Here is a 12,226-nt window from a genome sequence, read left to right as displayed (position 1 = left end):
ATAAATAAGTTTTTACTGATGGATCTGAGCAGTTATCAAATAGATCATAGGGAGGCGGAGTTTTTATGGCACAAGCATACAAACAGGCAGGAGTCGACGTGGAGGCGGGGTATGAAGCGGTCAATCGCATGAAAAAGCATGTGAAGGAAACCATGCGGCCTGAGGTACTGGGGGGTATCGGCGCGTTCGGCGGCATGTTTGACCTCTCGAAGCTCGACGTAAAAGAACCTGTGCTTATCTCCGGAACAGACGGAGTCGGAACGAAGCTCATGCTCGCCTTCCAGATGGACAAGCATGACACGATCGGGATCGATGCGGTCGCCATGTGCGTGAACGACATCGTCGCACAAGGGGCGGAGCCGCTCTATTTTCTCGATTACATCGCAACCGGAAAATTAGACCCGGAGAAAGTTGAACAGATCGTCAAAGGAATTGCGGATGGATGCAAGCAGGCAGGCGCAGCCCTCATTGGCGGTGAGACGGCTGAAATGCCTGGCATGTATGATCCGGAGGAATACGACCTTGCTGGTTTTACAGTAGGAGTTGCGGAGAAATCGAAACTGATCACGCCTGAAAAAGTAGAGAACGGCGACGTGCTGATCGGTCTCGCGTCCAGCGGGATCCACAGCAACGGCTACTCTCTCGTGCGAAAAGTATTGCTTGAACAGGCGGGTTACGAGTTCAATCAAACGTTTGATCAACTCGATAAACCGCTTGGAGAAGTGCTTTTAACACCGACAAAGATCTATGTGAAGCCTGTCCTCGAAGTGGTCCGTCATTTTAACATTAGTGGAATCGCGCACATCACAGGCGGCGGTTTCACAGAAAACATCCCGCGCATGCTTCCGGAAGGATTGCATGCAGAAGTGGACTTCGGTTCATGGCCGGTACATCCGATTTTTACCTTATTGCAAAAAGAAGGGGATCTTTCGCTTAAGGATATGCTCGGAACATTCAACATGGGAATCGGAATGGTACTCGCTGTAAAACCAGAAGAGGCAGACGGTGTGATGCGGAAGCTGATTGAACAAGGGGAAAGAGCGTACCAGATTGGACAGGTGACAGAAGGGGAAGGCATTACGTACAAAGGAGGAGATCTCGATTGAAGAACATCGCGGTATTCGCATCCGGCTCGGGATCGAACTTCCAGGCGATCATTGACGCGGTTGAAACGGGAGAGCTAGAAGCGGAAATCACATTGCTCGTTTGTGACAAGCCGGGGGTGAAGGCCATTGAACGAGCGGAAAAGCATGGCATCCCGTCATTCGTTTTTTCACCGAAAACGTACGTCGATAAAGAAGCATTCGAAACAGAGATCTTAGAAAAATTGAATGATGCAGAGGTGGATTTCATCGCGCTGGCAGGTTACATGCGCTTGATCGGTCCGACGTTGCTGAACGAATTCGAGGGGAAGATGGTCAACATCCACCCTTCTTTATTGCCTGAGTTTCCTGGAAAGGACGCGATTGGACAGGCACTGGAGGCAGGCGTGAACGAAACCGGCGTTACCGTCCACTACGTCGATAACGGGATGGACACAGGGCCGATCATCGAGCAGGTCGCTGTGCCGGTCTATGAAGATGATACGCAGAACCATGTGCGGAAACGAATCCATGAGGTGGAGCATGAGCTTTACCCGAAGGTTTTACAAAAACTATTACATCCAGCTGAAGTCAATTCAAACTGAGAAAGGGGCAGGAGCATGAAGCGCGCATTAGTGAGTGTTTCCAACAAAGAAGGGCTGATTCCATTCGTAGAAGGCTTGATTGAACAAGGGATCGAGATCGTCTCGACAGGAGGCACGAAGAAAGCGATAGAAGAAGCAGGACTGAAGGTTACCGGCATATCTGATGTGACCGGGTTTCCGGAAATTTTAGACGGACGTGTGAAGACGCTCCACCCGAACATCCACGGTGGCTTGCTTGCGGTGAGAGAGAACGAAGATCACATGGCACAGATCGGGGAGCACAATATCACACCGATTGATTTCGTGGTCGTGAACCTTTATCCGTTCAAAGAGACGATTTCCAAGCCAGATGTGACGTTTGAAGATGCAATTGAGAACATTGATATTGGCGGTCCGAGCATGCTTCGTTCGGCTGCGAAAAACCACGCGTCCGTGACGGTGGCGGTCGATCCGGCGGATTATGCTCCGATTTTGGAAGAATTGAAGACGAACAGTGCGGTGTCGGCTGAGACGAAACGACGTCTCGCGGCAAAAGTGTTCCGTCACACAGCGGCTTACGATGCGCTGATTGCTCAATATTTGACGGAAGAAGAGTTCCCGGAGACTTACACAATTACATATGAGAAAAAACAGTCGTTACGATATGGGGAAAACCCGCATCAACAGGCCGCTTTTTACGAGGTGCCGATCGGAGATCCTTCTACGATTGCAAAAGCGAAGCAACTTCACGGGAAGGAGCTTTCGTTCAACAACCTCAACGATGCGGATGCAGCGCTTCAAATCATCCAGGAGTTCGATGAGCCGGCAGTCGTAGCGGTCAAGCATACGAATCCGTGTGGCGTCGGTGTTGGTAAAACGTTAGCGGAAGCGTACCAGCTTGCGTACGAAGCAGATCCGATCTCAATCTTCGGTGGAATCGTTGCGACGAATGAAGAGGTCGATGCGGAAACGGCTCAGATGATGCGCGAGATTTTCTTAGAAATCATCATCGCCCCTTCGTTCTCTGAAGAAGCCCGCTCCATTTTAACGGAAAAGAAAAACTTACGGTTGTTACAGATTGAACCGAAGACGGTGGCGACGGAAGTGAACCGACGCATTCAGTCGGTTTCAGGTGGCGCGCTCATCCAGCAGGAAGACCACTATGGTTTTGACAACGCGGAGTTGAAGGTGGCGACCAAACGTGAGCCGACGGAAGCGGAATGGGCGGACTTGAAGCTTGGATGGCAGATCGTCAAGCACGTGAAATCGAACGCGATCGTCCTTGCGAAGGACAACCGTACGATCGGCGTAGGTGCCGGTCAAATGAATCGTGTCGGTGCTGCGAAAATTGCGCTTGAGCAGGCAGGTGCGAATGTGGAAGGGTCATCGATGGCGTCTGATGCATTCTTCCCGATGAGTGATACGGTGGAAGCAGCTGCAAAAGCTGGCGTAACCGCGATCATCCAACCAGGCGGTTCGATCCGTGATCAGGAATCGATTGATAAAGCGGACGAGTACGGGATCACGATGGTCATGACAGGCGTACGTCACTTCAAACACTAAAGAGGAGGGGTCTAGATGAAAGTTCTAATCGTTGGAAAAGGTGGCCGTGAACATGCGATGGCATGGAAAATGGCACAGTCTGAGCGGGTATCAAAAGTGTATGTCGCACCAGGGAATGTCGGGATGGAAGATGTCGCGGATTGCGTCGCGATTCCGGAATCCGACCATGAAGCCCTTGTTCAATTCGCGAAAGAGAACGGCGTCGACTTGACGGTAATCGGTCCAGAGCAACCGTTGTTGGACGGTATCGTCGATCGTTTCCAAGCGGTCGGGTTGCGTGTATTCGGTCCGACCAAGGCAGCAGCACTCATTGAAGGCAGCAAAACGTATGCGAACGAATTGATGGACAAGTATGGCATCCCGACTGCCTTCTCCTCGTCGTTCACCGATTACGGGGAGGCACGCGATTACTTGTTGAAAAAGGGTGCACCGATCGTTATTAAAGCGGACGGACTCGCAGCAGGAAAAGGTGTCGTCGTCGCGATGACGATGGAAGAAGCGGAAGAAGCGCTCCATTCGATGATGGTCGAGACGAAGTTCGGTGACGCGAGTGCGCGCGTCGTCATTGAGGAATTTTTACAAGGGGAAGAATTCTCGTTGATGGCGTTCGTGAACGGTTCCACAGTTCTGCCGATGGTCATCTCGCAAGATCACAAGCGTGCCTTCGATGGCGACCTCGGACCGAACACCGGTGGCATGGGCGCTTATTCGCCAGTACCGCTTATCGGTGAGGAAGTGGTTGCGGAGTCTGTTGAGCGAATTTTGCAGCCGATGGCGGATGCGCTGGTTAAGGAAGGATCACCGTTCACAGGGATTTTGTATGCAGGATTGATGCTCACAGCAGATGGTCCGAAAGTGATCGAGTTCAACGCTCGTTTCGGGGATCCGGAAACGCAAGTCGTGCTGCCGCGTCTGGAAACCGACCTTTTCGATGTGATGGAATCATTATTGGACGGTAAAAAGATCGAGCTCAAGTGGTCTGATGATGCGTATGTCGGTGTTGTACTCGCATCCGGCGGCTATCCGGAAGCGTACCACAAAGGCGTTCGGGTTAAAGGGCTGGAGGTCGTTTCGGCGGATGCGCTCACATTTTACGCAGGTGTGAAGAACGGTGAGTCAGGCGGACTGGTCACCGATGGCGGACGGATCCTTCTGTTGGCCCACAAGGCGGCAGATCTGGAAGCTGCTCAGAAACTCGTCTACGCAGAGATGGGCAAGCTCCATTGCGTAGGCAGCTTTTACCGGGCGGATATCGCAGATAAAGCCATCAAGTCTGTCTCTTCTTTACGAGGAAGTAAATAAACGCGACGATTGCTCCAATGATCATGATGTAGACGAACAGCATGTCGGTCAAGTATTCCATGAGAACTTGCATTGAGATTCACCTCAACTTTAGTGTAAAAGCTCCCAATTCGGGAGCTTTTTTGATTTGTAATCGGAAAAATCGCTAGAGCAGCGATTTTCTCATTAGAAAAAGTGTTGGAGTTAATTCTGTGGGGCTCTTGCGCACCCCGAACTCGGGAAAATGCGGATTTCGCACCCCGCAAGAAGCACTTGCGCACCCCGAACTCGGGAAAATGCGGATTTCGCACCCCGCAAGAGGCACTTGCGCACCCCGAACTCGGGAAAATGCGGATATCGCACCCCGCAAGAGGCACTTGCGCACCCCGAAAACGGAAAAATGCGGATTTCGCACCCCGCAAGAAGGTCTTGCGCACCCCGAAAACGGAAAAATGCGGATATCGCACCCCGCAAGAGCACCTCTCACATCGCATCATACCCTCATCAAGACGGGTTGATCGGTGAGCCTTCTTTTGTCATGGAGGCGAGGTCCATGTGGTTGAATTCCTGGCCACGCTTATATAGATCAGTCATCGGGCAGTATTTCGTGATGCCTTCAGCGACTTTCATCGAGCCGATCAGCATCATCATCAAGTGGTTTTCTCCGGACTTACGCCCCATGCGAGCGGTAGCAACACCGACCATCGTCAGACCGATCGTGATCCGAAGTAGAGCGTTTCCGGTACCGATATTTGGCTTCATACCTTGTTCCTCCTTCGTTTAGGTACTGTAGGAATGTAAAGGATTGTGGTAAGATTAAACGTGCGTATATTTTAAAAATACTGACATTTATCTCATCGTAAAAAACATACATACAACCGGGGTGATATTTCATGAATTGGACGAAGCAGCAGCTCCGTACCCATGTACAAGTGATCCAGGGTGAAACGCCACCTACGATCGTGTTGCAGAATGCGACCTATTTGAACAACGTATTGCGTCAGTGGTTGAACGCAAACATTTGGATTTATGAAGATCGGATTGTCTATGTCGGCGATCGAATGCCGCACAACCATGAGGGATGTGAAATCGTCGATTGCGAAGGCAAATACATCGTGCCTGGATACATCGAACCTCATGTCCATCCATTTCAACTTTATAATCCCCAGACGTTCGCTTCTTATGCAGCAAAACGAGGGACGACAACGTTCATCAGCGACAATTTGATGCTCCTTCCTTTGCCTCACGAGAAAGCGCTTTCTTTCATGGATGACATCAACAAAGAATTACCATATTCCTTTTACTGGTGGTGCCGTTACGACTCTCAGACGAAACTGCAAAATGAGGAGGAAGTGTTCTCGGATAAGCTGTTCCGTCAATTCCTCGATCATCCGTATGTCTTGCAGGGCGGCGAGCTGACCAATTGGCCTCAAGTATTGAAAGGGGACGACAAGACCCTTCATTGGATGCAGGAGACGAAACGTCGCGGCAAAAAAGTCGAGGGACATTTGCCGGGTGCTTCTGAACGCACGCTCACAAAGATGGCCGTGCTCGGCGTAGATTGTGATCATGAGGCGATGACGGGTGAAGAAGCGGTCCTCCGGATGTCTCTCGGATATACGACGTCCCTCCGCTACTCTTCCATCCGCCCGGATCTTCCGGAAATCCTCGAGGAGATGCTCCGCATCGGCGTTTCGAGCTTTGACCGGGTGATGATGACGACGGACGGCTCGACACCTACTTTTTATAAAAATGGGGTGACGGATGAGGTGCTCAGGATTGCGCTTGATAAAGGGGTGCCGCTGGAAGACGCGTACGCGATGGTGTCCTACAACATCGCACGCCACTACGGAATGGACCACCTGCATGGCATGGTGGCACCAGGTCGCCTCGCGAATTTGAATATCCTTGAGGATCCACGTCAGCCGACGCCTGAAAAGGTTTTATCAAAAGGGGTGTGGGTGCAGGATGAGCCGGCCACCGAATTCGACTGGAGCCGTTACGACATCAAGCCGTATACGCTCGATTGGACACTTACTGAAGAAGATCTTCATCAAACGGCTCGTGCCGGAATCGATATGGTTAATGCGGTCATTACGAAACCGTATAAATCCGAGGTGGACTTTGGGGTCGAGGAGCTCTCGAAGGAACATGATGAATGCTTTTTCAGTCTGGTCGATCACAAAGGAAAGTGGCGCATCAGTACGATGCTGAAAGGCTTCGCGACGCACGTGTCCGGTTTTGTCAGCTCATACTCCAACAGCGGAGACATCCTTCTGATCGGTAAAAGCAAAAGGGATATGCTTGCTGCTTTTGAACGGATGAAGGAAATTGGTGGAGGCATCGTGCTCGTCGAAAACGGAGAAGTCGTCTGTGAAATTCCGCTCACGCTGAATGGAGGATTTTCGACTGAGCCTATGGAAGTGGTCATGGAACAGCAAGATCGACTCGTTCACGCGTTGAAAGATCGAGGCTACACGTTCGTCGATCCGATCTACAGCCTATTGTTCTTCTCATCGACACATCTACCGTACATCCGCATCACACCAAGCGGAATCGTCGATGTTTTAAAAAATGAGGTACTCTTTCCTGTTGTAATGCGTTAAACTATAAAGTAGAGAGAGATAGAGAAGGGAAAAAAGGGAAAACTAGGGGTGTTGTACTGAAATGAATAAAAAGTGGTTACTGGTTGCGTGTCTCGTTGCCGTGTTCCTGTTGCTTGCCGCTTGTAAGTCAGAGAAAGCGTCTTCGGATCAAGATTCCAAGGATCAAAAGGATCCAGAACCGAAAACGGAAGAACCGACAGAAGAGGAACCAGAAGAGCCTGAGTTTGCATACACGTTTCCATTAACGGGTAAAGGAACAGATGAGGCGTTACATCCACGCGTTGTGGCTGTAATGGTGAACAATGCGCCGGAAGCCCGTCAGCAGTCCGGCTTACATAAAGCCGATCTCGTGTATGAAGTGTTGGCAGAAGGTCGCATCACTCGATTGGTCGCACTTTTTCAAAGTGAAGAGCCTGACGTCATCGGCCCTGTCCGAAGTGCACGGGATTACTATGTCCGGTTAGCGAATGGATTCGATTCCATTTATGTGCACCACGGTTGGAGTCCTGATGCGAAGACGATGCTCACATCGGGCAATATTGACTCCATCAACGGGTTGTATTACGATGGGACACTGTTCAAGCGTGTCAGCTTCCGAAAAGCACCGCACAATTCATACATCTCGTATGAGAACATCATGAAAGAGTCGAAAAAGCAAGGCTACGAGCTGGAACAGGAAATTCCGTCTTTCACTTTCAAGGAAGATGTGGAAGGAGTAGCAACGGAAGGCGAACCTGCTGAAGATGTGAAGGTCGTCTACGGCAAATACCAGGTCGAATATCGCTTTGATACCGATAAAGGACTTTATCACCGTTATACAACGAATAATGAGCAGACCGTCGATCGGGAAACGGAGACACCAGTCGAACTGGAAAACGTTTTGATCGTATCTACAAATCATAAGATCGTGGACAACGTCGGCCGCCGGGATGTGAATCTGACGAGCGGTGGCAATGCGGTTCTGATCCAGAACGGGAAGGCGCAACAAGTCCAGTGGAAGAACGACAATGGCCGCATCATACCGGTGAAGGATGGCGTGGAAGTTCCATTCGTACCAGGTAAAACGTGGGTCAACTTCGTTCCTGGCTCGGATTTCAGCTCGAAAGTAACATGGGAATAGATTGGAAGGAGTGACAAGGGATGCAAATTGATAAATTGAGAGGAAAAACGCTCGATCAGCTCTTTGATGCGATCCTCACATTGAAAGACCGCGAGGAGTGCTATCGTTTCTTCGATGATCTTGCGACGATCAACGAGATTCAATCGTTGGCACAGCGTCTGGAAGTAGCGCGCATGCTACGTGAAGGGTTTACGTATCATAAGATCGAAAATGAAACAGGCGCGAGCACAGCAACGATTTCTCGTGTAAAACGTTGCCTGAACTACGGCAACGACACGTACGAAATGGCGCTCGACCGATTGAAGGAAAAATAATAAACAACGAAACGTCTGCATCCGGGGTGGGAAGCAGACGTTTTTTCATGTTATAAGAGTTGTTTATACCGGTGCGCTTTCAATGCGTGTTTGTAAGCGATGATCAAGCAGATCAAGGCACTGATCCAACCGATCGTGGGAGCATATTGGATCCTTTCAGCAAGTGCATACCCTAGGTAGATTAAGATTCCTGCACTGAACGATAGAATCGCTGCCCACATTTGATGTTTTTTCATATGTAAGAAGACCTCCTTGATTCGAGTTATCAGACGATCCGGTACTACACAACCAAATTATACCAAAAAAGTCCGTAGATAGGTAGGATGCAGTACTTCATGATTTTGTCACCAGTCACCTTTGTGCCGTTTGTTTTTCCGCCCCATCATTTCTGTTATAATCCTTAGAGGAAGTGTAAATTGAGGAGGTCACACGATGTTCGAATATAAAGAGTGGAAGCATGTGTTCAAGCTGGACCCGAACAAGGAAATCACGCCAGAAGCGCTCGATCAGATCTGTGAATCCGGTACTGATGCGGTCATCGTCGGCGGAAGTGACGGGGTTACGCTTGAGAATACGATCGACCTTCTTTCTCGTATACGGAAATACACCGTTCCCTGTGTGTTGGAGGTATCCAACATCGAATCGATCACACCAGGGTTCGATTTTTATTTTGTGCCGAGTGTGCTGAACAGCCAGAATCCAGATTGGATCGTCGGCTTGCACCATCAGGCGATCAAGGAGTACGGACATCTCATCAACTGGAACGAGCTTGTGACGGAAGGGTATTGCATCGTCAACGGTGAGTCGAAGGCTGCTCAACGATCAGAAGCGAATTCAGATCTCGATACGGAAGATGTTCTAGCTTATGCCGAAATGGCTGAGCACATGTTCCGTCTGCCGATCTTTTACCTGGAGTATAGCGGTACATATGGGGAAGTCGACCTTGTAAAAGATGTGAGCACCGTCCTCGATAAGACGAGATTCTTTTATGGCGGTGGAATCAAGGACAAGGAACAGGCACGAGAGATGGCACAATTCGCAGACACGATCGTCGTCGGCAATATCATTTATGAAGACTTGGACGCAGCACTCAGTACGGTAAAAGTCGTCAAAGGTTAAATTGTAAAACCAGAACCGTTAGGGTAAAATAAATAGTAAGAACATACGTTTGCTTAGGTGGTGTTGAAATTGCAACAAATCGTTGAAAGACTGCTCTCAGGACTGAATCCTGAGCAGAAAAGAGCGGTCAAACATACAGAAGGACCATTATTGATCATGGCGGGAGCGGGAAGTGGAAAGACCCGTGTGCTGACGCATCGGATTGCATACCTGCTCGTGGAAAAAGGAGTCGCCCCGTGGAACATTCTCGCGATCACGTTTACGAACAAAGCGGCTCGCGAAATGCAGAACAGGGTCTCAGCCATCACGGGACCGGCAGCGGACAACATTTGGATTTCCACGTTCCACTCGATGTGCGTACGGATTTTACGAAGAGATGCGGACCGGATCGGCATCAACCGCAACTTCACGATTCTCGATGCGACGGATCAGCTGTCAGTGATCAAACAGGCGTTGAAGGACTTGAACCTCGATTCGAAAAAGTTCGATGCGCGTAGCATTCTCGGAACGATCAGTTCAGCGAAAAATGAACTGAAAACGGCGGATGACTTCCAGAAAGTCGCATCCGGACTGTTTGAAGAGGTCGCAGCCGATGTGTACGAAGTGTACGAAAAGCAACTTCGAAAAAACCATGCGCTCGACTTCGACGACTTGATCATGTCGACGATCAAGCTGTTCCAGCGTGTACCGGAAGTGCTTGAGCATTATCAGCGGAAGTTCCAATACATCCATGTCGATGAGTATCAGGATACGAACCGTGCGCAGTACGTGCTCGTCAACCTGTTAGCAGATCGATTCCGTAACCTTTGTGTCGTCGGTGACTCGGATCAGTCGATTTATCGCTGGCGTGGAGCAGACATCGCGAACATCCTATCGTTTGAAGAAGACTATGCTGATGCAGAAGTCATTTTGCTTGAGCAAAATTACCGCTCGACGAAACGCATTCTTCAAGCGGCGAACGAGGTCATCCAGAACAACACAGGTCGAAAACCGAAGAATCTGTGGACGGAAAATACAGAAGGTAAGAATATCCATTACTATCAAGGGGATAGTGAACAGACAGAGAGCTTTTTCGTCGTCGGGAAGATCAAGGAGATGCTACAAGAGGGGCGAAAGCCTTCTGAAATGGCGATCTTATACCGGACGAACGCCCAATCCCGTGTTATAGAGGAAGCGCTCCTCAAATCAAATATCACATACCAGATCGTCGGAGGTACGAAGTTCTACGACAGAAAAGAAATCAAGGACGTCCTGGCGTACTTGCGTCTCATTTCCAACCCAGATGACGATATCAGCTTGAGCCGGATCATCAACGTACCGAGACGTGGAATCGGATCTTCTACGCTTGATAAAATCGTCCAATATGCGGCGATGCATGACCTTTCTGTCATGGAAGCGTTAGGTGAAGTCGAGCAGATGGGCTTGAGTGCTCGTTTCGTGAACCGTCTAACGGAGTTCCGCGATCAAGTGATGAACTGGTCGAAAATGCAGGAGTACCTCTCTGTGACTGAACTGACAGAAGAAGTGTTGGACAAGACCGGTTATAAAGAAGAGTTGAAAAAGGAAAAATCGATCGAATCGCAAAGTCGTCTCGAGAACTTGGATGAATTCCTATCCGTTACACAGGAATTTGAAAAGCAGAACGAAGACAAAAGCCTCGTGTCATTCTTGACAGATCTCGCCCTCGTCGCCGACATCGATAAGATGGATGATGACGAAGAAGACAAGAAGAAAGACGGCGTCGTTTTGATGACGTTGCACTCAGCGAAGGGGCTTGAGTTCCCGGTCGTCTTCTTGATGGGCCTTGAGGAAGGCATCTTCCCGCATAGTCGTTCTCTGTTTGAAGAGGATGAGATGGAAGAAGAGCGCCGACTTGCGTACGTCGGAATCACTCGTGCAGAGGAAGAACTGTACTTGACGAACGCGAAAATGCGTACTTTGTACGGTAAAACGACGATGAACGCACCGTCTCGCTTCATCAACGAAATCCCGGAAGAGCTCGTGGAATCGATGAACGAAGAGAAGGAAACCCTACCTTGGATGAAAACGTCGGGTGGACCTGGCGGAGCTGCCTCTAGACCAGGAGCTCCTCAACGTGCGCATCGTAAAATGCCTGCCCGTCCAAGTGGTGAAGGGCTGGATTGGAATGTAGGCGATAAGGCGAAGCATGGTAAGTGGGGTGTCGGAACGGTTGTGAGCACGAAGGGTGAAGGCGATTCACTCGAGCTTGATATCGCGTTTCCGCAACCGACAGGCATCAAGCGCTTGCTGGCGAAGTTTGCGCCGATTGAGAAAGCATGATCTAACAGTAAGAGAACTGTTGGCTTTGTTCATGATTTTGAAATTTCGAAGATAATACACGACACTCCTGCGGGAATAGCGAGCCAGGCGAGACCCCACAGCGAACATACGGGTCAACCATCACTAAGGTTCTTCGACTAACACCCACCACATCCTGTGGTGAACGTCGAAGCCAGCACATCCTGTGCAAGTGAGGCTCGCGGTTCGGCCGCGGAAAGGGAGTGTATTTCGAAGAAATTTTATCTGATATAGGAAA

At 49.8% G+C, this 12,226-nt stretch carries 12 protein-coding genes; 9 read left to right on the top strand and 3 right to left on the bottom strand.

The features are described 5' to 3' along the window. The first annotated feature begins 65 nt into the window (after window positions 1-65). The 4 genes from purM to purD are packed head-to-tail and all read left to right on the top strand — an operon-like array spanning window position 66 to window position 4,531. Window positions 66-1,106 (top strand): phosphoribosylformylglycinamidine cyclo-ligase, encoded by a 1,041-nt coding sequence (gene purM / locus ACXQIQ_RS11135; RefSeq protein WP_439302248.1) that lies wholly within the window; start codon window positions 66-68, stop codon window positions 1,104-1,106. Then, complete coding sequence (gene purN / locus ACXQIQ_RS11130; RefSeq protein ID WP_439302246.1) at window positions 1,103-1,687, top strand: phosphoribosylglycinamide formyltransferase; 585 nt, start codon at window positions 1,103-1,105, stop codon at window positions 1,685-1,687. Before purM ends, purN begins: the two co-directional genes overlap by 4 nt. 15 nt (window positions 1,688-1,702) lie before the next feature. Then, on the top strand, window positions 1,703-3,229 hold the full coding sequence (gene purH / locus ACXQIQ_RS11125) for a bifunctional phosphoribosylaminoimidazolecarboxamide formyltransferase/IMP cyclohydrolase (protein ID WP_439302245.1): 1,527 nt from the start codon (window positions 1,703-1,705) through the stop codon (window positions 3,227-3,229). Between the two features lie 15 nt (window positions 3,230-3,244). Continuing rightward, window positions 3,245-4,531 (top strand): phosphoribosylamine--glycine ligase, encoded by a 1,287-nt coding sequence (gene purD / locus ACXQIQ_RS11120; RefSeq protein WP_439302244.1) that lies wholly within the window; start codon window positions 3,245-3,247, stop codon window positions 4,529-4,531. Here purD and ACXQIQ_RS11115 read toward each other — a convergent pair. Together ACXQIQ_RS11115 and ACXQIQ_RS11110 are read right to left on the bottom strand one after the other, a co-directional pair. Next, window positions 4,497-4,574, bottom strand: coding sequence for an EYxxD motif small membrane protein (locus ACXQIQ_RS11115; RefSeq protein ID WP_439302264.1), 78 nt, complete (start codon window positions 4,572-4,574; stop codon window positions 4,497-4,499). The two genes, purD and ACXQIQ_RS11115, sit on opposite strands and share 35 nt — an antisense overlap. A gap of 440 nt (window positions 4,575-5,014) precedes the next feature. Continuing rightward, window positions 5,015-5,272 (bottom strand): YgaP family membrane protein, encoded by a 258-nt coding sequence (locus ACXQIQ_RS11110; RefSeq protein WP_439302243.1) that lies wholly within the window; start codon window positions 5,270-5,272, stop codon window positions 5,015-5,017. A gap of 131 nt (window positions 5,273-5,403) precedes the next feature. On the opposite strand from ACXQIQ_RS11110, the gene ACXQIQ_RS11105 reads away from it, so the two are divergent. From ACXQIQ_RS11105 to ACXQIQ_RS11095, 3 genes are all read left to right on the top strand, one after another. Next, the gene (locus ACXQIQ_RS11105) at window positions 5,404-7,116 is read left to right on the top strand and encodes an adenine deaminase C-terminal domain-containing protein (RefSeq protein ID WP_439302242.1); all 1,713 of its coding nucleotides are present in this window, start codon (window positions 5,404-5,406) and stop codon (window positions 7,114-7,116) included. A 61-nt stretch (window positions 7,117-7,177) separates the two neighbouring features. Continuing rightward, complete coding sequence (locus ACXQIQ_RS11100; RefSeq protein ID WP_439302241.1) at window positions 7,178-8,236, top strand: DUF3048 domain-containing protein; 1,059 nt, start codon at window positions 7,178-7,180, stop codon at window positions 8,234-8,236. A gap of 20 nt (window positions 8,237-8,256) precedes the next feature. Then, window positions 8,257-8,550, top strand: a complete 294-nt coding sequence (locus tag ACXQIQ_RS11095) for a YerC/YecD family TrpR-related protein (RefSeq protein ID WP_439302240.1) — start codon at window positions 8,257-8,259, stop codon at window positions 8,548-8,550. 50 nt (window positions 8,551-8,600) lie between these two features. Here ACXQIQ_RS11095 and ACXQIQ_RS11090 read toward each other — a convergent pair whose 3' ends face one another. Beyond that, window positions 8,601-8,786 (bottom strand): hypothetical protein, encoded by a 186-nt coding sequence (locus ACXQIQ_RS11090; protein WP_439302239.1) that lies wholly within the window; start codon window positions 8,784-8,786, stop codon window positions 8,601-8,603. A gap of 196 nt (window positions 8,787-8,982) precedes the next feature. Here ACXQIQ_RS11090 and pcrB point away from each other — a divergent pair, with 196 nt between their 5' ends. Together pcrB and pcrA are read left to right on the top strand one after the other, a co-directional pair. Further along, a complete protein-coding gene (pcrB, locus tag ACXQIQ_RS11085; RefSeq protein WP_439302238.1) occupies window positions 8,983-9,669 on the top strand; it encodes a heptaprenylglyceryl phosphate synthase in 687 nt (228 codons plus the stop codon). Between the two features lie 69 nt (window positions 9,670-9,738). Beyond that, the gene (pcrA, locus tag ACXQIQ_RS11080) at window positions 9,739-11,970 is read left to right on the top strand and encodes a DNA helicase PcrA (RefSeq protein ID WP_439302236.1); all 2,232 of its coding nucleotides are present in this window, start codon (window positions 9,739-9,741) and stop codon (window positions 11,968-11,970) included. Window positions 11,971-12,226: the final 256 nt, after the last annotated feature.

The organism is Pseudalkalibacillus sp. Hm43 (assembly GCF_054170705.1).
This window is presented reverse-complemented; position numbering and strand designations above follow the sequence as displayed.